Annotated in this window: 19 protein-coding genes; 13 read left to right on the top strand and 6 right to left on the bottom strand. The window is 57.9% G+C overall.

From position 1 onward, the window contains the following. Positions 1 to 48 precede the first annotated feature (48 nt). Complete coding sequence (locus H2O17_RS00825) at positions 49 to 2310, bottom strand: transglycosylase domain-containing protein (RefSeq protein WP_182049911.1); 2262 nt, start codon at positions 2308 to 2310, stop codon at positions 49 to 51. Positions 2311 to 2659: 349 nt separating this feature from the next. Here H2O17_RS00825 and H2O17_RS00830 point away from each other — a divergent pair, with 349 nt between their 5' ends. The 3 genes from H2O17_RS00830 (at position 2660) to H2O17_RS00840 (ending at position 3720) form a co-directional block, all read left to right on the top strand. Then, positions 2660 to 2986 (top strand): WhiB family transcriptional regulator, encoded by a 327-nt coding sequence (locus tag H2O17_RS00830; RefSeq protein ID WP_182049912.1) that lies wholly within the window; start codon positions 2660 to 2662, stop codon positions 2984 to 2986. 110 nt (positions 2987 to 3096) lie between these two features. After that, complete coding sequence (sp36, locus tag H2O17_RS00835) at positions 3097 to 3252, top strand: Sp36 family protein (RefSeq protein ID WP_182049913.1); 156 nt, start codon at positions 3097 to 3099, stop codon at positions 3250 to 3252. A 3-nt stretch (positions 3253 to 3255) separates the two neighbouring features. After that, the gene (locus H2O17_RS00840; protein ID WP_182049914.1) at positions 3256 to 3720 is read left to right on the top strand and encodes a RidA family protein; all 465 of its coding nucleotides are present in this window, start codon (positions 3256 to 3258) and stop codon (positions 3718 to 3720) included. A gap of 208 nt (positions 3721 to 3928) precedes the next feature. Here H2O17_RS00840 and H2O17_RS00845 read toward each other — a convergent pair whose 3' ends face one another. Next, positions 3929 to 4606, bottom strand: coding sequence for a Crp/Fnr family transcriptional regulator (locus tag H2O17_RS00845; protein WP_182049915.1), 678 nt, complete (start codon positions 4604 to 4606; stop codon positions 3929 to 3931). A gap of 141 nt (positions 4607 to 4747) precedes the next feature. Here H2O17_RS00845 and nth point away from each other — a divergent pair, with 141 nt between their 5' ends. Beyond that, on the top strand, positions 4748 to 5485 hold the full coding sequence (gene nth / locus H2O17_RS00850; protein ID WP_182049916.1) for an endonuclease III: 738 nt from the start codon (positions 4748 to 4750) through the stop codon (positions 5483 to 5485). A 12-nt stretch (positions 5486 to 5497) separates the two neighbouring features. Here the strand turns inward: nth and H2O17_RS00855 are convergent, their stop codons facing one another. The 3 genes from H2O17_RS00855 to H2O17_RS00865 form a co-directional block, all read right to left on the bottom strand. Continuing rightward, positions 5498 to 6328, bottom strand: coding sequence for an alpha/beta fold hydrolase (locus tag H2O17_RS00855; RefSeq protein ID WP_246311274.1), 831 nt, complete (start codon positions 6326 to 6328; stop codon positions 5498 to 5500). A gap of 102 nt (positions 6329 to 6430) precedes the next feature. Next, positions 6431 to 7432, bottom strand: a complete 1002-nt coding sequence (locus H2O17_RS00860; RefSeq protein WP_182049918.1) for a hypothetical protein — start codon at positions 7430 to 7432, stop codon at positions 6431 to 6433. A gap of 89 nt (positions 7433 to 7521) precedes the next feature. Continuing rightward, a complete protein-coding gene (locus H2O17_RS00865) occupies positions 7522 to 7890 on the bottom strand; it encodes a hypothetical protein (protein WP_182049919.1) in 369 nt (122 codons plus the stop codon). 254 nt (positions 7891 to 8144) lie between these two features. Between H2O17_RS00865 and H2O17_RS00870 the strand changes: the two genes are divergently transcribed. The 7 genes from H2O17_RS00870 to H2O17_RS00900 all read left to right on the top strand — a co-directional run bounded on the left by H2O17_RS00870 (position 8145) and on the right by H2O17_RS00900 (position 12873). Continuing rightward, the gene (locus H2O17_RS00870) at positions 8145 to 9161 is read left to right on the top strand and encodes a hypothetical protein (RefSeq protein WP_182049920.1); all 1017 of its coding nucleotides are present in this window, start codon (positions 8145 to 8147) and stop codon (positions 9159 to 9161) included. Beyond that, the gene (locus H2O17_RS00875; RefSeq protein WP_182049921.1) at positions 9161 to 10309 is read left to right on the top strand and encodes a TadA family conjugal transfer-associated ATPase; all 1149 of its coding nucleotides are present in this window, start codon (positions 9161 to 9163) and stop codon (positions 10307 to 10309) included. Before H2O17_RS00870 ends, H2O17_RS00875 begins: the two co-directional genes overlap by 1 nt. A 235-nt stretch (positions 10310 to 10544) precedes the next feature. Beyond that, positions 10545 to 11051 (top strand): type II secretion system F family protein, encoded by a 507-nt coding sequence (locus tag H2O17_RS00880; RefSeq protein WP_182049922.1) that lies wholly within the window; start codon positions 10545 to 10547, stop codon positions 11049 to 11051. Then, a complete protein-coding gene (locus H2O17_RS00885) occupies positions 11045 to 11593 on the top strand; it encodes a type II secretion system F family protein (protein WP_182049923.1) in 549 nt (182 codons plus the stop codon). The genes H2O17_RS00880 and H2O17_RS00885 overlap by 7 nt, the downstream gene beginning before the upstream one ends. A gap of 140 nt (positions 11594 to 11733) precedes the next feature. Continuing rightward, positions 11734 to 11919, top strand: coding sequence for a DUF4244 domain-containing protein (locus H2O17_RS00890; RefSeq protein ID WP_182049924.1), 186 nt, complete (start codon positions 11734 to 11736; stop codon positions 11917 to 11919). 220 nt (positions 11920 to 12139) lie between these two features. After that, positions 12140 to 12466 (top strand): TadE family type IV pilus minor pilin, encoded by a 327-nt coding sequence (locus tag H2O17_RS00895; RefSeq protein ID WP_182049925.1) that lies wholly within the window; start codon positions 12140 to 12142, stop codon positions 12464 to 12466. Continuing rightward, positions 12463 to 12873, top strand: coding sequence for an Rv3654c family TadE-like protein (locus tag H2O17_RS00900; protein ID WP_182049926.1), 411 nt, complete (start codon positions 12463 to 12465; stop codon positions 12871 to 12873). Before H2O17_RS00895 ends, H2O17_RS00900 begins: the two co-directional genes overlap by 4 nt. Here the strand turns inward: H2O17_RS00900 and H2O17_RS00905 are convergent. Beyond that, complete coding sequence (locus tag H2O17_RS00905) at positions 12854 to 15268, bottom strand: DEAD/DEAH box helicase (RefSeq protein WP_246311275.1); 2415 nt, start codon at positions 15266 to 15268, stop codon at positions 12854 to 12856. The genes H2O17_RS00900 and H2O17_RS00905 overlap by 20 nt on opposite strands. A gap of 341 nt (positions 15269 to 15609) precedes the next feature. Here H2O17_RS00905 and H2O17_RS00910 point away from each other — a divergent pair, with 341 nt between their 5' ends. Together H2O17_RS00910 and H2O17_RS00915 are read left to right on the top strand one after the other, a co-directional pair. Continuing rightward, the gene (locus H2O17_RS00910) at positions 15610 to 17496 is read left to right on the top strand and encodes a ribonucleoside triphosphate reductase (protein WP_182049927.1); all 1887 of its coding nucleotides are present in this window, start codon (positions 15610 to 15612) and stop codon (positions 17494 to 17496) included. Continuing rightward, positions 17493 to 18359, top strand: coding sequence for an anaerobic ribonucleoside-triphosphate reductase activating protein (locus H2O17_RS00915; RefSeq protein ID WP_246311276.1), 867 nt, complete (start codon positions 17493 to 17495; stop codon positions 18357 to 18359). Before H2O17_RS00910 ends, H2O17_RS00915 begins: the two co-directional genes overlap by 4 nt. Positions 18360 to 18580: the final 221 nt, after the last annotated feature.

Here is an 18580-nt window from a genome sequence, read left to right on the forward strand (position 1 = left end):
TTGATCGTGCCGTGTGAGCGTCAGCCCATGCTCACAGTCCTAAGGGGATCAGCCGTCGCTTCCGTCAGACGCATCAGCTGCGTTCGTCGAGGGGTCTTCAGCGGTATCGGCTGCGGTTGAGTCTTGTGAATCGGTGGCAGTGCTCGGATCGCTAGTAGCGGACTGTGTGCCCGTGCCAGTGTTTGAACGTAGAGCTGAGTTAGAGCTCTGACTGGAGACTCCGCGCAACACGTTTCTGGTTGGCGCAGTAAACGTCTCAACTGGCTCATTGGCCAGAGCCTGCGTCATGTAGGAGCTGAACACAGTGGCTGGGAACAGGCCGCCGTAGACCTCACTGTAGAAGGTTCCATTGATGGTGGTGTTCAGCATGGACCTCTGTTCAGACATGTGGCCCTGCCACACTGCCGTAGCGAGCTGCGGTGTGTAGCCCACAAACCATGCGTCCGTGTCGGCGTTAGCCGTACCGGTCTTGCCGGCCACACTTCGCCCGGCAACCTGTGCTCGGAAGCCCGTCGCATTGTCCTGAACAACCTGCTGCAACACAGAGGTGGTTTCGCGGGCGACTTCCTGATCAAGTACCGTACGGCAGCTGGAAGACTTCTCGGTCAGCACACTGCCATCGGAACCCGTGATCTTCGTGTACGACATTGGTTCGCAGGCGTTGCCATCATCTGCCAGAGAAGCTACGGCCACGGCCATTGAGAGAGGCGTGACGTTGTTAGCACCGAGGATCATCGATGGGTAGTACTGCCAGTCTTGTCCATCGCCACGCTCTACGCCGAGCGACAATGCGTTATCAGCGATGTTGCACAGGTCTAGCTGGTTCGCCATACGCACGAAGGAAGAGTTGACCGATTGGCGGGTGGATTCGAGTACGGTCATGGTGCCGCCACCAATACCCTCAATGTTGCTGGGGGTGTAATCAACGGCGGACTGTGGTGAGCACGAGATATTCCAAGAACTCTTGGGGAACGTCGCGTTACTGGAGTTGATCGTTTCGTATGCTGTGTGGCCCTGCTTGAGCCACTCGATGAGGGTGAAGACCTTGAATGTTGATCCGGACTGGAAGCCAGTGCCGCCGCCCATAGCCTCTTCCACATTGAGATTGATTTGGGTTGCGGTCGGGTCCGAGTCGCTGGCGGTCCCGTAGTTCGTGTTTTGAGCCATTGCGAGAATGTGCCCGGTGCCCGGTTCAACCGAGGACATCGCCATCTGAGTACCCGATTCGTCATTAACGGGAACGCTGGCGGTCAGTGACTGGTATGCCGAAGCCTGCTTCGCAGTGTCAAGCGTGGTTTGGATAGTCAGACCACCGCGGTAGAGGCGTTGAGTACGGTCTGCGCGATCCTCGCCCCACGTATCGTCGTTGAGAATCGCCTTTACGACGTACTCACAGAAGTAGGCTGCGGTACCTGCTGCTGCACAACCGTTTGTCGTTTCGGAGACATTCAACATGTCTTCCATTGTTGTGTTGTAGGCCTCGTCATACTCGTCCTGAGTGATGTACCCATTGGAGAGCATTTCGCCCAGCACCACGTTGCGGCGGTATGTGGCATCCTCTGGGTGGCGAATGGGATCCCACCGTGCAGGTGACTGGGTGATACCGGCCAGAGTGGCGGCTTCAGCCACGGTTAGATCGGCAGCGCTCTTGGAGAAGTATCGCTGAGCCGCGGCCTCCACCCCGTAAGAAGAGGTTCCAAACTGTGCCAAGTTCAGGTATCCGGTGAGGATCTCATCTTTCGTCATCGTCTTTTCGATGGCAAGGGCATAGCGGGCCTCGTTGATCTTTCGTCCGAGGGTGCGTTCGGTAGCCTGGTCGATGAGTTCGTCGTCGTCCTCAATTCGGCCTTCCTCAATGAGCGCATTCTTCACGTATTGCTGCGTAATTGTTGAGCCGCCAGCAAGGTTTCCGCCCGTCACGTTATTGAGTACTGCGCCCAAGAGCCCCTGGACGTCGATGCCGTTGTGCTCATAGAAGCGGCGGTCCTCAATCGCCACGACGGCGTCCTTCATATATTGCGAGATATGGTCCGAGGCAACCACAATTCGGTTCTCCGCATAGAAGGATGCGATCTCGGTCCCGTCAGCAGCCAGAATGACCGATTGTTCCGATGGCTCAGTGAACCCGAGGTCAGACGGAACCTCTTCAAAGATGTTGGTGCCCGCGTTGACGGTAGTGCCAGCCGCGGTGACCGCTGGCAGGGCAAGGCCCGCCAAAAGCGCACCCCCGACCATGCAGACCGCGACTAGTGCAGCAACAAGAGTCATGATCTGACGCGCTGTGGCGCCATGCTGGCTAGAACTCGACATGGTAACCAGAATACGTTGTGAGTCTGAAGTTTTCTGTGGACCCTTTTGGAGTCTTCGCCACTATTGGCCGACGACGGCGTGTTGTGGGCCGGGTTTTGCCGGCACTCTTGGCCGAAAACGGCTCACATGGATCGCGCTGCCGCATCACATGAGGCGGAAGTATCAGGGCCGGGCGATTTGGGCTGATTGTGGTCCGTTAGCGAGAAGCATCCAGAATTGGTCCGCGCCGATGTCATTACATGAACCCCCTTAGGTGATACACGCCAAGTGTTGTTAAGATCGATGTATCGACGTGAGAGTCGTTACATTAATTAGCGAACAACGGCGTTCGCAGGTTAAGGAGCACACAATGTCGCTGACCACAGCAGATCAGACATGGGCAGTTGAGGCCGCTTGCTCATCAAGCGACCCCGATGCACTTTTTGTGAGAGGTGCTGCCCAACGCCAAGTACGGCAAGTTTGCTTCTCGTGCCCGGTACGGCTCAACTGCCTTGCGGATGCACTTGATTCAGAAACAACCTTTGGCGTGTGGGGAGGCTTGACTGAACGGGAGCGCCGAGCCTTGCTCCGCAGGTATCCAAAGGTTACTGATTGGTATGAGCGCTTGACCAAAGGTGAAGATCAGATTGCAGTGGATCTTCGCAATGGGCGTGTGCCTCGCTTAGGGGATCGCTGAAACTTGTAGGGGATGAGGGTCTGGTTGCAGGCCAGTTTGGCCGCTGGCCCCTCGCGATCCAACAGTCTTACGCCGCAGCCTTTCGTGCGCCAAATGGTTAGGATGCTGTCATGCAAAAATGGGAATACGCAACAATTCCGCTCTTGATCCACAACACCAAACAAATCTTGGATACGTGGGGAGAAGATGGTTGGGAACTCGTTCAAGTAGTGCCAGGGCCTGATGGCCAGAACCTTGTCGCCTACCTCAAGCGTCCGGTCGAGTAGTTCATGGCATCTAATCCGTCAGTCCGGATGGCCGATCGTGCCCTTCGTCTCCCTCCTGTCGCAGCTCCCGTAGCTGCGTATGTTCCGGCCTTAAGAACTGGGCAGCAAGTTCGCACATCGGGCCAGTTGCCGTTCGTTGACGGCACATTGCCGGCAACGGGAAAGGTTGGAGCTGAGATAGACCCAGCTGATGCCTACGCTTACGCTCGCCAAGCAGGGCTCAATGCCTTGGCTGCTGCAGCATCTGTGGCTGGAGGCATCGACAACATCACGTCCATCCTTCACGTCACTGTGTTTGTGGCATCTGCGCCGGACTTTGTTGGCCAGCCCCAAGTGGCAAACGGAGTCTCTGATCTACTTGCGGAGGTCTTCTCCGAAGCAGGCGTGCACACTCGTAGCGCCGTGGGGGTAGCGGTACTTCCACTTGATTCCCCCGTGGAAGTGGAGCTGCTCTGCTTGGTCAGCTGAACTCGGAATTGTCAGCCATAGGTGTTGGGAACCTGCGGCATGTGCGGTTGCCAGCGGCAAGCGTGCTCTGACAGACAAAGAAGGGTCGTGCCCGGCATAGGTGCCGGGCACGACCCTTTTTAGTGAAGTTGCTGGCTGTGCCGTCAGGTTGTGGCCTGATGGCTAGACCGGATCGGCCCTGAAGCTCTTAGCTCGGCGAGCGTGTGGCTCAGTGAGCGCGGCGCTGGAGGCGTGAGATCTCAACGAGGAGAACTGCACGGCCCTCAAGGCGAATCCAGCCGCGGGAGACGAAGTCTGCCAGCGACTTGTTAACGGTTTCACGGGAAGCGCCGACCAAGTGGGCCAATTCCTCCTGTGTGAGATCGTGCGCAACGTAGATGCCTTCAGGGGTGCGCTCACCGAAGCGGTTTGCGAGGTCCAAGAGGGCCTTAGCAACGCGGCCTGGAACATCGGAGAACACCAGATCAGCCATCTGCTCATTGGTGTGGCGGAGGCGCCGTGCCAGTTCGCGCAGCATCGACTGCGAGAGCTCTGGATGGGCGGTCAGGAACACCATCATGTCCTTGTGGGAAAGGGCAAAAAGGCGGGTTGGGGCAATGGCTGTAACCGTTGACGAGCGAGCGCCCAGATCAAACAGCGAAAGCTCACCGATGATCTCGCCAGGCCCGAGAACTGCGATGAGGTTTTCGCGGCCATCGTCTGCCGCGTGGCTCAGCTTAACCTTGCCTTCAGTGATGATGTAGAGGCGGTCACCTTCATCACCTTCACGAAAAAGCGAGTCACCTCGCTTCAGACTGGTTTCGCTCATCAACTCGCCAAGAGCGATGAGGTCCTCGTCGCCTAGGTCCTTGAATAGAGGCACTGCTTTGAGAACGCTCGTGTCCATGTGTTCCCTTCCTGTCGGGGCCAAAAAGGCAGTACGCCGGCATTAATCACTAAAATGCTTGGGTCGAAATCTTCTTCACTATGCCATACACATCACATCTTGCCATCACCTTAGTGCTGATTGCACGAATAGGCTTGACGTATGTCTTCGAAAAAACGACTTCCGTACCGTCCGCGTGCGTTGTATGCACGTCGTGAGGCAGCAGCGAAGATTTCCGATCGACTCGCAATACTATATCCGGATGCGCACTGTGCGCTGAACTTCACGAATCCATTTGAGCTTCTTGTTGCAACGGTTCTTTCTGCTCAGACCACAGATGCGCGTGTCAATTCAGTGACGCCGCTCCTCTTTTCGCGCTTTCCCAAGCCGGAGGATCTGGCTGGTGCCGACCGCACAGAGCTCGAAGATATCCTGCACCCGTTGGGATTCTTCCGTGCCAAGGCCCGGTCATGTCAAGGGTTGGCTGCAGCATTGTGCTCGAACTTTGCAGGAGAGGTTCCGCCTCGGCTTGAGGACCTTGTGACCCTGCCTGGAGTTGGGCGCAAGACGGCCAACGTGGTCTTGGGAAACGCATTTGAAACTCCAGGCATCACGGTCGATACCCATATGGGTCGCTTGGCACGCCGGTGGGCGTGGACCCGCGAAACCGATCCTGTCAAAGCTGAGATAGACATCGCCAAGCTCTTGCCAGAAGAGACGTGGACCATCACCTGCCACCGCGTGATCGAACATGGGCGCAGGGTATGCCATTCCCAACGCCCCGAGTGCATTTCGTGCCCTTTGGCCGATCTTTGCCCGTCATACGAGTTGTTCGTAGGTGTGCCATTTGAGCATCCTCAAGGTCACGAGGACACTCCTGACCTCCAGCCGGTGGCCTAAATCCCCGGCATTCTAGGCCTGATGGGCCACGTGGTGAAGGAACTCGAGGATGATCTGCGAAGACTCCTCAGGAACTTCTTCGGGGATAAAATGCCCGGAGTTCGCCACGGTGATCTGGCGGAAGTTCCCCGTGGTAAAGGTGTGGTCCTGCCTCCATGCCCGCTCCGGCAACAGCGGATCAAGTTGGCCACGAACTGACCAGACCGGAACCTCGATGGCGTTTTTGGTGAGCTCGAAATAGCGCCTGCCTGTCGGGCGCTGCACTGCGGTGTAGGACCACCGCAACTGGTCTAGCGAGATCCCTGCGGCCTCCGGAAGTCTCATAGCCGCGGCGTAGATCTGAGCTTGCGAGGAGGCGCCGTCGTTCCCCGGGGCTGACCACTCGGCCAAGAGGTGTTCAAGCGATACTGGATCGGTCAAGCCGCGTCGTGCCAACGGGGGTACGAAAGTAGTAAGTACATGGCGCCACGTACGCAGAGTCAGGTGTGTACCGGGCCTCTGGATTGCGCGAGCGTGGGGCGCTGAGAAGGTTAAGACACCTTCAACCATCCCTGGTGCGAGGGCCGGTGCAGCCCACGCCAGTTGTCCGCCGCGTCCATGCCCGACGACGACGATGCGCGAGGCTCCGAGGGATCGCGCGATGGCCGAAATATCCTGCGCCAAAGTGAGTGCGTCCGAGCTATTTGGCGTCTTGTCCGAACCGGCTATGCCGCGTTGGTCGATTGCGGCGACTTCATATCCAGCATCGGCGATGGTCTGAATCTGATTGCGCCACGCCCACCAGTACTCCGGGAATCCATGGATGAGCAAGACAAGTGGCAGGTCATCGCGATGTTCACCCATATGGGCGATGTGGAACTGGCAACCGTTGGCCTGAACCAGACGGTGGGACCAAGGCCCTTCAAGAAAAACGCATGAGTTGTCAGCAGGTACTGCCACTTTGACTCAGTTCTCGCCAAGAGCGATGGAACGACGGGTGGTCAGAACCCCGAACTTCTGGCCGCGCCTGCGTGCCGAGTGTGAAACGACTCCAGTGAGAATCAGGATCGCTCCAAAGATGAAGATTCGGCCAGATCCCATATCCAAATCGAGGTGGTGAACGAGGTTTGCAGTGAAATCGTTGAAATCCCCAATTGCATTCTCAATCGGAGTGAGGAGATTATCTTGTGTAAACGTTGGAAGCACCAAGGCCAGCGCACCGAAAAGCGTGACGATGATTCCCGTTACGAAGACTCCCAGAGAGCTTCCCCGCGCCAAGAACCAGATGACTGCTGCGACTGCGATGCCGCCAGCCAGCTCGCCAAGAGCGGCGAGGTTAAGTGTTCCTGTATCCCACGGATTGTCTTGAACGAGCGACAAGCGGACGCTCGCATCTGAGATGAGATACCACGCCACGGGAACAAGCAGAATAGTGAAGATGAGAGCTGTGGCGTGGGTCCAGCCGCGGCCTGATGGAGCCTCAGGGACCGGGACAGCCGCAGAACGAGGAGGTTCAGGTGCCGCCCATGGATCCTCAGGAGCCGCGAAGTTCCCAGTTTGCTGCATCTCCTGAAACGAGGGTGAGGTGGTCACTGTTGGTTGGCCCGCAGGTACCTCAGGGGTGGAGGGCTGATCGTTCCACGAGTCTGAGAGTGCCAATGAGGAACCTGCCAAGGTCTGCGAATACGGTGAAGGTTCGCCATATTCGGCAGCACCATCGGAAGAGGTGGCCGGTTCGGTGCTAGCGGCAGGAGGATCAGGCACCGGATCAGTATCGAACGCAGGGTCCATACCCTCGTGTCCAACCGGGCGCTCCAAAGCTGAATCGCGAGAGGGGGATGCCGGTGGCAGGAAGCTGCTGCTCGCGGGCGAAGACGCCGAAGGTGACGGTGTGATGGGTTCCAGGATGTCTTCTTCATCGAACGGACGTCGGGCAGACGAACTGTACGGATCTGTCGGTGTTGACATGATGCCCTTCCTTGATCGGCTCCTGTGCTTTCGTCACGACGCTACGACAATACATGCCCATCGTGTATGAGGTTGTCGGCGTGCCCTGGTCAGCTGGCGGAAGATGAGGCTTCGGCCTCATCTAGCGAATCCTCAATGTACTGGGAGCAGCCATCTGAAGCGTCCGAGATCAGCGTGACGTCGTCGTCGCTAAACGCTTCAGAGAAATCTTGGTTCGCCAAAGCGGAAAGACCGGACTCGGAGAGCTGATCGAATGTGGCGTCCACTAGACATGCAGCGTAATCGTCAATCGCATCCGATGTAACCCCCGCGTTGAGTTCCTCGAGGCTATCTTTGACGATGGAAATGTAGCCTTTTTGGACATTCTCGCGGGTGGGAGAGCCGGTGTTCTCACAAGCCGCCAAGCTCATGGCGAGCAGCGACATAGCGGTTAATGCTCCCAGTTTGCGAATGTCCATGGGCGTCCTTCAACGTGTTGAGGCTGGTCCAGAAGGTCAACCCTTCGGTGGGTGAACGAGGTTCGGGATCAGCCTAGACGAATCCGTTGGGAATTGTGTGTGGGGATGTTCCACAGTGGGCAGGTATGCCTATCGGTTCCACATTCCCATCCTTGGGTCGTGGACCGATCGCCAGATACTGTCAGTGTGGGCACATGAATGCGATCCCTTCTCGCCCACGCGGCTCACAATCACATAGAGCCTTGGGTTCCGATTTGGCACGTCGAAATGGGCGCGCCGCAACACGTATGCCTGCAGTCATTCTCCGATCACACAGTGACCTCGTTCGTGCAGAAGTTGAACGAATCGCGTCGCTCGCCGGAGTACAGCTTGAACATGCGGCCACATCAGAATCACTTGAGGGTGTACTTAGCCTTTCGGAAGTTGATGCTGCGGTTCCCACGGTGGAAGCCAGTTTTCATCCGGCATTCGCTCCATACTTCGCGGCGGGGAGCCTCACACTGGCTCTGCCAGATGAAGCAGAGGATCTCCTCGAACTCCTTCTGGCGGCAGGCTCAACCCAGCGTGGGGTTGTGCTTGGGGTAGTCGGCTCCCATGGGGGAGCCGGTGCAACCACGCTCGCCGCATGGTTGGCCCGTTCCTTTTCGGAGGAACACACCACTGCCCTCCTTGACTTGGACTCCCTATCGGCCGGGATTGACCGCCCGCTTGGGCTCTCGGATTCAGCGGGTTTGAGGTGGGGTGATCTAGGCGAAGATCTGGGTTCGTTTGTTCCAGGTCGCCTCAATGCGGTGTTACCGGCTCTCGGCTCCTTGCGTGTTCTTTCTGCCGACCAACGCGGAGGAGTTCCGCGGCAAGGAGGAATTGGTGAACGCGCGATCGCAGCACTTTCCCAAGTGAACTCGATATGTGTGCTTGATCTTCCTCGAACGGTAGCTGACCCGACGTCGCACGAACGCGGATGGCTTGAGTGGTGCGATGCCGTTGTATTGGTTGGCGCACCAACGTCGCGAGGGCTCCTGCAAATTCGTCAAAGCATGCAGAATCTCCCTCCCAGTAAGAAGGTGATACTCGTTGGAAATGGGGTCTCGGGAGGTGCTGAGGCCGCCTCCCTCGCTCAGGAGCTAGGTGCGGCCAACGTGATGCCCATGCGCAGGCTACGCAATCTCAATCAGGATCTTGAACACGGCGTGAGAATTGGAGACAGGAACAGATGCGCCACAGCACGTGATGTGACGCGGATCGGTCAGCACTGTATGGAGATCCTGTGATGTCCGTGCTTACAGAACAGCAACTCCGGCTGGCCCGCGCATCACTTGCTGGAGGTGCGAGTTTCTCGCAGGCGCTTGCGGAAACGGCACCGGAAGCCGTGGGGACAAGGGCCGTGTTGGGTGCCGGGCGTCAAGTGCGGTCCGCTGTGGGTGGCGCAGGGCCTCTTCTACAACCGCTGCTCGACGATCCGCAGATTACAGACATTCTGATCAATGGGTCCCGCGGAATTTGGGTAGACAGGGGCGAAGGGCTTGAGCGGGTTGGCGGTGTCCACCAGCTGTTCTCCCATGAAGACGACGTACGGGCATTAGCTGTACGGCTCGCGGCTGCCTGCGGTCAGCGCTTGGATGATCAGTCGCCTATCGCAGACGGAACATTCGCTGGGGGCATGCGACTTCACGCTGTGCTGCCTCCTCTAGCGGCCGAAGGGCCGTTGATCTCTCTTCGCACTCAACGCCAAGTGATCTTTGATCTTGATGAACTCACAGCCGTTGGCACGATTCCGGCATCACTCAGGCACGTTGTCGACGCACTCTTGGAAAGGCGTGCCAACGTGATCATTTCCGGAGCCACGGGATCAGGAAAGACCACCCTGCTCGCAGCGATCCTCTCATCTGTCACTCTGCAAGAACGAATCCTCATAATTGAGGAATCGGCAGAGCTGCGGCCGCGGCATCCGCATGTGGTCCATCTTCAAGTGCGCCGTGCAAACGTTCAAGGCATAGGCGAGGTCACCATGAGTGATCTGGTCCGCGCGGCTATGCGAATGCGTCCGGACAGAATCGTCCTAGGAGAGTGCCGCGGCGCGGAGGTACGTGAGGTCCTTTCGGCACTCAACACTGGTCATGAGGGCGGGTGGGCCACGATTCATGCCAACTCAGCATCAGATGTTCCTACGCGATTGGTGGCGCTTGGAGCACTTGCGGGTATGAGCGAATCTGTGGTGGCCGCTCAAGCCGCCAGTGCCTTGGATGCTGTGGTGCACGTGCGCCGCCGTGGCGCGCACCGTTTCATCAGCGAGATTGCCACGATGGAGAGATCATCGGGTGAACTAATAGCTAGGCCGGCCGTCGTGTTTTCGGGAACGGAACTGAGGTTTGGGCCTAGTTGGCCCTCCCTGACGCAACGTCTCGGTTTGGCCGGCTGACATGATTGTGCTGGCAGTCTGTATCACGCTTCTCGCCGTAGCAGGTTCGCCAGCGCGAGCCCGTCTGCCGCACAAAGCGCGTTCGAAAAGGCGGTGGTGGAAGTCCGGTTCAGTGGGCACCCGCCAGAGCAAGGCAGCAGAGTTGGACATGGGCCTGATGCTATCTGAGGTTGCAACGAGGCTTCGGTCGGGAGCCTCTGTTGAAAGTGCATGGCACCATACCGTTGTCCGACTCATGGCTGGAAGCACAGTCACTAAATCCATTGAGATCGGGCTGAATGAGAACGGTGTTCCTCGGGCACTCCACGCCATTTGGTTGAATCCCAACGTGCTTCGAGGTGGGCCAATGCGTTTTGCCTTTGCATCGCGCTTGGCGCGCAACCGCAACCTCGGAGTGAGGTTTGGCATTCCACCTGCAGTGGCCGCATGTAGGCTCTCTCAGGCTTCTGGCGCACCAGCTGCACATATCTTGGATGCATGTGCCTCCGGGGTAACTGAAGCAGTTGAGGCCGCTGCTGAGCGAAAAGTGGCTTTGGCGGCACCCAAGGCCACCGCCCGAATGCTGGCTTGGCTGCCTTTGCTAGGGCTGGCACTTGGATGGGCACTAGGTGCGGCACCGCTCGCCTTCTTGTTTGGAACTGGACTCGGCAAAGCTTGCCTTGCAGCGGGCTTAGCTAGCGAGTGCATTGGGCTCATGTGGGTGAATAGGTTGAGTCGTAAAGCCGAAGAGGAGGCATGGTGACTCCCAATGCCGCAGGAATCCTCTTTGGAGTGCTTGCGCTCGTCACCTGGTTCGCGCACATTCCTACCCGTCCCGAGCTACTTAGCGGGAAGAAACCTGATCTGGCGATGCCTGCCATCGATCCAGCCATGGCCGCAGATCTCATGGCCGCGGCCTTAAGTGGTGGATCTTCGATTCCCACCGCTCTCACGTCACTACACCGCGCGCTGGGAGAAGAGGCGGAGGGGAGTGGATTGGATGTTGCTGCGCGAACCCTTCTTATGGGAGGAACGTGGGCCGAGGCCTGGCAGGAGGTTCCATCGCGATTCGATCCGCTCAAGGAATCCTTGGAGCCTGCGTGGGCTGATGGCGCGGCTCCCCTCCAACTTCTGGCGCGAACTGCAGCCGGTATCCGGGAGCGTCGCGTGCGTACCGCTCGTGAAGCGGCCGCGGAGCTCGGCACACGCTTGGTTCTCCCGTTGGGAATCTGCTTTCTACCTGCGTTCGTCCTAGTTGGCATTGTGCCGGTCATCGCTTCTGCCGGTCTAGACATCTTTGGCTGAGCAGGCGAGTTCCCACAGCCTTGGAACATGAATCCCACGTCCACAGCAAACAACCTCACTCACCTGCGATTCTTGCAGTTCCGCCAGAGTTGCTTCACCGGCACGAAAGAGTCGTGCTGGAAGTCTAGAAAGGAACAACCATGACCGCCACGCCGTACATGGATCCGTCCGATGAGTTCTCCTCAGAATCTGGGATGGCTACTGCCGAATACGCAATTGGAACCCTGAGCGCTAGCACTTTCGCGGGACTTCTCCTGTGGTTGGTGAAGCAAGACTGGGTTCGTGACGCATTGGAATCGATCTTCAAGAGCATCTTTAGTTTCTAAGTCCTAGGTGCGGGCGGCGTTGCCGTCCGCACCTGCCTAAAGGAGGGTCATCATGAGAAGTTCCTGTGGCGAGGAAGTACCGGGACGTCTACGGAATCCATGTGAGTGTGCGTCCTTCAATCGCCATGCCCGGGTGAGCCACGGCGTGAAGGAGGTCGATGAATCTCCCGTTCCATTCTCTGGGAATCATCATTGGGGTAGGGAACAGAAGGAGGCAGGCATGGTGACCAGCGAAATCGCGATCGGACTGATCCCGATCTCCTTTGTCACAATACTGATCTTCTTCATTACGTCTGCGATGGGCATCTACCTCGAAGTGCAGGATCTCAGCCGAACTCTAGCTCGGGAGGCCAGTATGGGAGAGAACTCCAGTGAGCTCACCTTGATGGCTCATGAGATCCTTCCCGATTCTTCCGTTCGAATCGAGCAGCTTGGGGAATCAGTTTCAGTTACGGTCAAGGCCGAACCCTCGGGTCCCCTTGCTCTTCTTGATCTCACCTTGGCAGCCACTACCGTAGCTGCGCTGGAACCGGGAGTTGCCCGATGAAACTCCGCACGCTCAGGCCGGCACATCAGACCACGGTGATTGCCGCACCAAGTGTGGGGTCCGAACGCGGATCAGGAACGGTACTCACACTGGCAGTACTCATGCTTGCAGTCATTGTGATCATCGGGCTCATGAGTATCGGCGAAGGCATCAAGGTGAAGCATCACATCCAGAACACCGCCGATGTAGCGGCAATTGCTGGTGCGAGGGCGTACCAGTTAGGCGGTCCAGATATCGCGTGTTCCCAAGCGGTGCGTGTTGCTCAACAAAATGATATTGAACTCGAATCGTGCACGGTTATCGGAAGCCATGTGCGGGTGGTTGCGCTTGGTTCGGTGCGTGCACTGCCGGGGGTGAAGCTGCACGCTTCTGCGCGCGCAGGTCCCGTCAATGAGCCGCCTTCATAGCTTCACGTAATTGTAGGAGAACGCGGCGTGCGCCGTCCTTGGAGAGTGGATCGTTGTTGTTGCCGCACTTTGGGGACTGGATACATCGCGGGCAACCGGATGAGCAGTTGCAGTTGGCGATCACGGAAAGGGTGGCTTCAATCCACTGAAGGGAAGCATCGAAGCCTCGCCTCGCGCATCCCGATCCTCCGTGTAGGGCGTCATGCACAAACACAGTTGGTTCGCCCGTTTGGCTATGGCCAGCCGTGGAGAGCCCGCCTAGGTCCCACCTATCGCATGTAGCAAACAACGGAAGGATTCCAATGGAAGCATGTTCGGCACCGTGCAGAGCGCCTGGGATATCAGATCTCTCGACTCCGCAATCGAGGATCACGGCTTCCTTCATGGTCCACCATGTGCCAACCGTCTCTAGCTGGCGAACCGGCATGGAAAGCGGCACCATACCCAAGTACAAACCGTCAGAGTTGCGGCGCACGTCGTATCCAATAACGCGCGAGGAAACCACAACTCGGCCTGTTGCCCACACGCCTATCCCAAGATCACGGGATTCCTCAACGTCGAGGATCTCCACGTTGGTCTCCTCGCGAGCGTACGTGCGAATCTCCTCGTCACGATGCAGGCGAACAAGTGCAAAGTCTTCCCCAAGTTCCTCCACGAGATACGGAGTGCCCTGATGGATGTACACCGCCCCCGGGTACACGCTTGTATCGGCCTGTCCGGATGCCACTGTCCCCAGAATTCCGCCACTTTCCGCGTCTACGATCGTCACAGTGGTCCCATCCCCACGCAAGTTGATGGCGTTATGGGCGCTCTCGCCCATAGTTGGGTTCCAGAACCACCCGGCGGGGCGCCTGCGCAGGAAACCCTGCTCAGTGAGAACCTCAAAAAGGCTAGTGTCAGGCAGTCCGAACACGGGTGGATCGTGAGGGGTCAGCGGCAGCTCCGAAGCGGCTGCGCACAGATGGGGAATGAGCACGCTCGGGTTAGCGGGATCGAATACATTCACTTCGCTCGTCGCATCTTCGATCTCGGCGGGATTTGCCAGTATGTACTGGTCCAACGGGTTGTCCCTGCCCACAAAGACCGCCAAGCCAGTCTTTCCTGCGCGTCCGGCCCTGCCGATCTGTTGAGCGAAGGACGCATGAGTTCCGGGCCAACCTGTCACCACCACGGCGTCCAAGCCAGCTATGTCTATTCCAAGCTCAAGGGCGTTGGTAGACGCGAGCGCGCGCAGATCACCCGATCGAAGGTCGTGCTCCAACTGCCTCCGCTCTTCGGGAAGGTAGCCTCCCCGATACGCAGCAACTGTGGCGCGCAGGGCAGGGCTATGCTCTTCGAGCCATGTGCGCGCCACCTGTGCCACGCTCTCCGTGCCAGGCCGGGACCTGACAAAGGTCAGAGCGTGCGCACCAGATTCCACCAAGACTCCTGTCAACTCACCAGCCTCAGTGTTGGCTGCTCGCCGTGGAAGTTCGCGACCGTTGGTCGGCGCGGAAACGCTTACGGGAGCTTCGGCGCTGTCCTCGTCTGGATCTTCGAAATGCTCATTGCCCTCATCCTCCTCGGTCTCCATCTCGCGGCATTGCCACAGCACGATCTCCTTCGAACCCTGCGGCGAACCGTCTTGGTCCACCACAGTGATGAGTTCGCGCTCAATACCCAGGAACCTCGCGGCTGCACCCGCTGGATCTCCACTAGTCGCGGAAAGGAAGACCACCGTTGGGTTTGCGCCGTAATACTTGGCAACTCGAAGGAGACGGCGCACCACAAGCGCCACGTGGGCGCCAAACATTCCTCGATAGTTGTGAAACTCGTCGATGACAATCATGGAAAGCCCTCGCCACAGACGCGTCCAACGCTGCTGACCGGTCAACATCACGTGATGAGCGAAATCAGGGTTAGTGAGCACAACATCTGCGTAATCTCGAGCCCAGCGCCGTGCCGTCTGATCTGTGTCACCATCTGCACTCGCGATTGCTATGCGGGGATCCACATCCTCAGCCAACCTAGCCAAGGCTGCCAATTGATCCGCAGCCAGCGCCTTTGTTGGGGCCAGATAGAGAGCCGTGGGCCGGAATTTCATCCCGGCAAGCGAAGTCCGCCCTGATCGTGCAGCGACCAGCGAACTGAGCATCGGAACCCATGCGGTGAGGGACTTTCCAGATCCAGTGCCAGTTGCAACCACCGTGTGATGGCCGGAATGAACGGATTCGGCCGCAACTACCTGGTGGATCCATGGGTTCTCAGCACCTCGGGCAGCCAGAGCACTGCGGACTTCAGCTTGTACCCAACCTGGCCATTCGCTCATACGGGCAGGGCGCTCAGGCACGTTGATGACTCCCGTGATCTGGCCGGGCGCGGCATGTTGTTTGAGTACTTCGAGCAGTTCTGACACGCCCCAAGTCTGCCCTGATTCTGTTGGGTAACCGAAGCGGCAGGTCAGGCGCGCCGTCGTCGTCGGAAAAGGGAGTTTCGTACTACCGAGGCATGGGACTAAAGCCCCACATCGAACCCATGGATGAACTATCAGAGGAAACTAGATCTAGTGTGAGAGGCGAATGTCTAGCACAACATGTAGTGGTCGTGATCCAATTTTTACTACACGCCGCCGTCAACGCGGCCCGAATAATGACTTCCGTGGAGCTTCACCACGGATCACGGTTTTGCCTGATTGAAGTTGCCATGTTTTCGTTTTGACACTTCACAGTGCTCAGGTGTTTCGTCGAAGGGATGAAGATGACATCGCACACACATCAAGTCCGAGTTGACGCGATCAGTACGGTTGATGAGTACCTTGATCGTTCTGACTGGCGAGTCAATGCAAACGCCAATCAGGACTACTCGCTCGGTGGACTCATCTTGAACACCTCAGGAAAGATGATCGCGAACTACTGGTTGAGTGAGATCTACTCGTCCGAGGAAGGGTCGGCGCACCGCGAAGGCGATTATCACATCCATGACCTTGACATGCTTTCGGGATACTGCGCGGGATGGTCGCTGCGTCGGCTCATTGAAGAAGGCTTCAATGGCGTAGAGGGAGCAATCGCTTCGGCACCGCCCAAGCATTTCTCTTCCGCCTGCGGCCAAATCGTCAACTTCCTCGGGACTTTGCAGAATGAATGGGCAGGCGCTCAGGCATTCAGCTCTTTTGACACCTACATGGCGCCATTCATCCGGCTCGATTCAATGCCGTACAACGCCGTCAAGCAGAACATCCAGGAACTGATCTATAACCTCAACGTGCCCTCCCGTTGGGGTAGTCAGTGCCCGTTCACTAACCTGACGTTTGACTGGGTGTGCCCTCCAGATATTGCCGACAACTACCCGTACATCGGTGACGAGGTCTGCGACTTCACATACGGAGAACTGCAGGCTGAAATGGATATGGTCAACAAGGCCTACATGGAGGTCATGATGGAAGGCGATGCCGACGGGCGTGTGTTTACCTTCCCCATCCCCACTTACAACATGACTAAGGACTTCGATTGGGAGTCTGAGAATGCCACCTTGCTCTTCGCAATGACTGCGAAGTACGGGCTGCCGTACTTCCAGAACTTCATTAACTCAGAGCTCGACCCCGGGATGATTCGATCGATGTGCTGCCGGCTCCAGCTCGACCTACGCGAACTTCTCAAGCGCGGCAACGGCCTTTTTGGTTCAGCAGAACTGACAGGCTCAATCGGGGTTGTCACGATCAACATGGCCCGGCTCGGCTACCTGTACAAAGGTAATGAGGAAGGCATGGTTGCTCGTCTAGACCACCTCATGGATCTGGCGAAGTCTGTGCTGGAGAAGAAGCGTGCAAAGGTCCAAGAGCTGATGGATCAAGGTTTGTACCCGTACTCGAAGCGCTATCTCGGTAATCTCGATAACCACTTTTCCACAATTGGCTTGAATGGCGTCAATGAGATGATCCGCAACTACACCGGTGATGCGCATGACATCACTGATAGCTACGGGCATGAGTTTGCGGTCAGGGTACTTGACCACGTGCGCAGCCAATTGGTCGGTTTTCAAGAGGAGACCGGAAACCTCTACAACCTCGAGGCGACTCCGGCGGAAGGAACCACATACCGGTTTGCAAAGGAAGACCGCAAGCGCTTCGCTGACATCTTGCAGGCGGGAACCCGCGCCGAACCGTACTACACGAACTCTTCTCAACTCCCTGCTGGCTACACCGACGACGCCTTCGAGGCACTCGAGCAACAAGCTGACCTGCAATCTATGTACACAGGTGGGACTGTCTTGCATTTGTACATGAACGAACGGATGAGTTCCGCAGAGTCATGCAAGAAGCTGGTGCGCCGCGCCCTCACAAACTTCCACCTTCCTTACATCACAATCACTCCAACGTTCTCGATTTGCCCTGTTCATGGCTACCTTGCGGGCGAACACGAGACCTGTGAGTTGTGCGCACAGACCAACCCCGCCGCCGAACCGCAGGTATGCGAGGTATGGACGCGGGTTATGGGCTACTTTCGGCCGGTCAAATCCTTCAACATCGGCAAGAAAGGTGAGTACCACGAGCGCCTCACATTCAAGGAGAACGCTCTGGGAACCAAGGCGAGCCGCGCGGACCAGTTGGTGGACTCCTATGAACAGTTGCAAGCTGTCGAGTCGTGATCAACAAGGATACCGGCGGGCCTGAAGCGACAGTCTCGGTCCCGCCCTCTGGCGCGAACACTTTTCGGGCAGACATACAGAGCCCGACGACGGCGTCGTCGCCCCCGAATGTGGTGAGTCACGGTGGGCTCGAGGCCGAATCGGCAGATCTTGCCATTGCGGGACTTGTGCCACTTTCGAGCGTGGACTGGCCGGATCATCTTGTTGCAACGGTTTTTTGCCAGGGATGCCCATGGAGGTGCCCATACTGCCAGAACGCCGCCATTTTGGACCCATCGGTACCCGGTATAGTGCCGTGGGATGAGGTGAGAGCGCTGCTTGATAAGCGCAGAGGCCTTCTGGACGGTGTTGTGTTCACAGGAGGTGAGGCGCTCCGTCAGGCTGCGGTGGTCTCGGCGATGCGGGAAGTCAAGGAGCGCGGGCTTGCGGTGGGCCTTCACTCTGCAGGGGCATATCCGCGGCGGCTGGTCGAGGTGCTCGCGCACATCGATTGGGTGGGACTCGACATCAAAGCGCTCCCAGAGGACTACCGCGAGGCCGTTGGATTCGACGCAGGCGCCAAAGCATGGGCTGCTCTTGATGCCGTTCTTCGCGAATCAGAGCGCCGGCCAACCTTCGATTTCGAAGTTCGCACCACCATCTTTCCTGGCTCTTCGGCAGACCGTGACTTCTCTGAGATTCTCAAGCGTCTCAGAGCGGCCGGAGTTGCGAAGTTCGCTGTTCAGGAGGCGCGGACTCAGGGTACAGATCCGATCTTTCAGGCGATGGCACAGCGATGGGACATGCCTGCGTGGCGCGCGCGTTGGGAAGAAATCTCGGCTGAGGTACGCGAGGCAGGATTCGCTCGGGTCGAGGTGCGCTAGCCCACGGCGGCAAGCAGGTGAGGTGCGCTAGCCCACGGCGGCAAGCAGGTGAGATGCGCGGGCCCACGGCGGCAACCAGGTTAGGTGCGCTAGCCCACGGCGGCAACCAGACGTGTTCCACAGCTTGGCACCGCGTCGTTCCCATTGACAGTGGATCCTCCCCGCAGGGGTTCAGACACCGCAAATCCATAGCGTCATGTCCGTGAGCGGAAGTGCTCACA

The sequence above is a fragment of the Changpingibacter yushuensis genome, from assembly GCF_014041995.1.
In the GTDB taxonomy this organism is placed as follows: domain Bacteria; phylum Actinomycetota; class Actinomycetes; order Actinomycetales; family Actinomycetaceae; genus Changpingibacter; species Changpingibacter yushuensis.

What these genes read in the sequence shown, in the direction of transcription:
- H2O17_RS00825 (WP_182049911.1), bottom strand. Translation starts at nt 2,310, where the DNA reads ATGTCGAGTTCTAGCCAGCATGGCGCCACAGCGCGTCAGATCATGACT.
- H2O17_RS00845 (WP_182049915.1), bottom strand. Translation starts at nt 4,606, where the DNA reads ATGGACACGAGCGTTCTCAAAGCAGTGCCTCTATTCAAGGACCTAGGC.
- H2O17_RS00880 (WP_182049922.1), top strand. Translation starts at nt 10,545, where the DNA reads ATGGCTGGAAGCACAGTCACTAAATCCATTGAGATCGGGCTGAATGAG.
- H2O17_RS00910 (WP_182049927.1), top strand. Translation starts at nt 15,610, where the DNA reads ATGACATCGCACACACATCAAGTCCGAGTTGACGCGATCAGTACGGTT.
- H2O17_RS00855 (WP_246311274.1), bottom strand. Translation starts at nt 6,328, where the DNA reads ATGGGTGAACATCGCGATGACCTGCCACTTGTCTTGCTCATCCATGGA.
- sp36 (WP_182049913.1), top strand. Translation starts at nt 3,097, where the DNA reads ATGCAAAAATGGGAATACGCAACAATTCCGCTCTTGATCCACAACACC.
- H2O17_RS00900 (WP_182049926.1), top strand. Translation starts at nt 12,463, where the DNA reads ATGAAACTCCGCACGCTCAGGCCGGCACATCAGACCACGGTGATTGCC.
- H2O17_RS00830 (WP_182049912.1), top strand. Translation starts at nt 2,660, where the DNA reads ATGTCGCTGACCACAGCAGATCAGACATGGGCAGTTGAGGCCGCTTGC.
- H2O17_RS00885 (WP_182049923.1), top strand. Translation starts at nt 11,045, where the DNA reads ATGGTGACTCCCAATGCCGCAGGAATCCTCTTTGGAGTGCTTGCGCTC.
- H2O17_RS00840 (WP_182049914.1), top strand. Translation starts at nt 3,256, where the DNA reads ATGGCATCTAATCCGTCAGTCCGGATGGCCGATCGTGCCCTTCGTCTC.
- nth (WP_182049916.1), top strand. Translation starts at nt 4,748, where the DNA reads ATGTCTTCGAAAAAACGACTTCCGTACCGTCCGCGTGCGTTGTATGCA.
- H2O17_RS00860 (WP_182049918.1), bottom strand. Translation starts at nt 7,432, where the DNA reads ATGTCAACACCGACAGATCCGTACAGTTCGTCTGCCCGACGTCCGTTC.
- H2O17_RS00865 (WP_182049919.1), bottom strand. Translation starts at nt 7,890, where the DNA reads ATGGACATTCGCAAACTGGGAGCATTAACCGCTATGTCGCTGCTCGCC.
- H2O17_RS00875 (WP_182049921.1), top strand. Translation starts at nt 9,161, where the DNA reads ATGTCCGTGCTTACAGAACAGCAACTCCGGCTGGCCCGCGCATCACTT.
- H2O17_RS00895 (WP_182049925.1), top strand. Translation starts at nt 12,140, where the DNA reads ATGGTGACCAGCGAAATCGCGATCGGACTGATCCCGATCTCCTTTGTC.
- H2O17_RS00890 (WP_182049924.1), top strand. Translation starts at nt 11,734, where the DNA reads ATGACCGCCACGCCGTACATGGATCCGTCCGATGAGTTCTCCTCAGAA.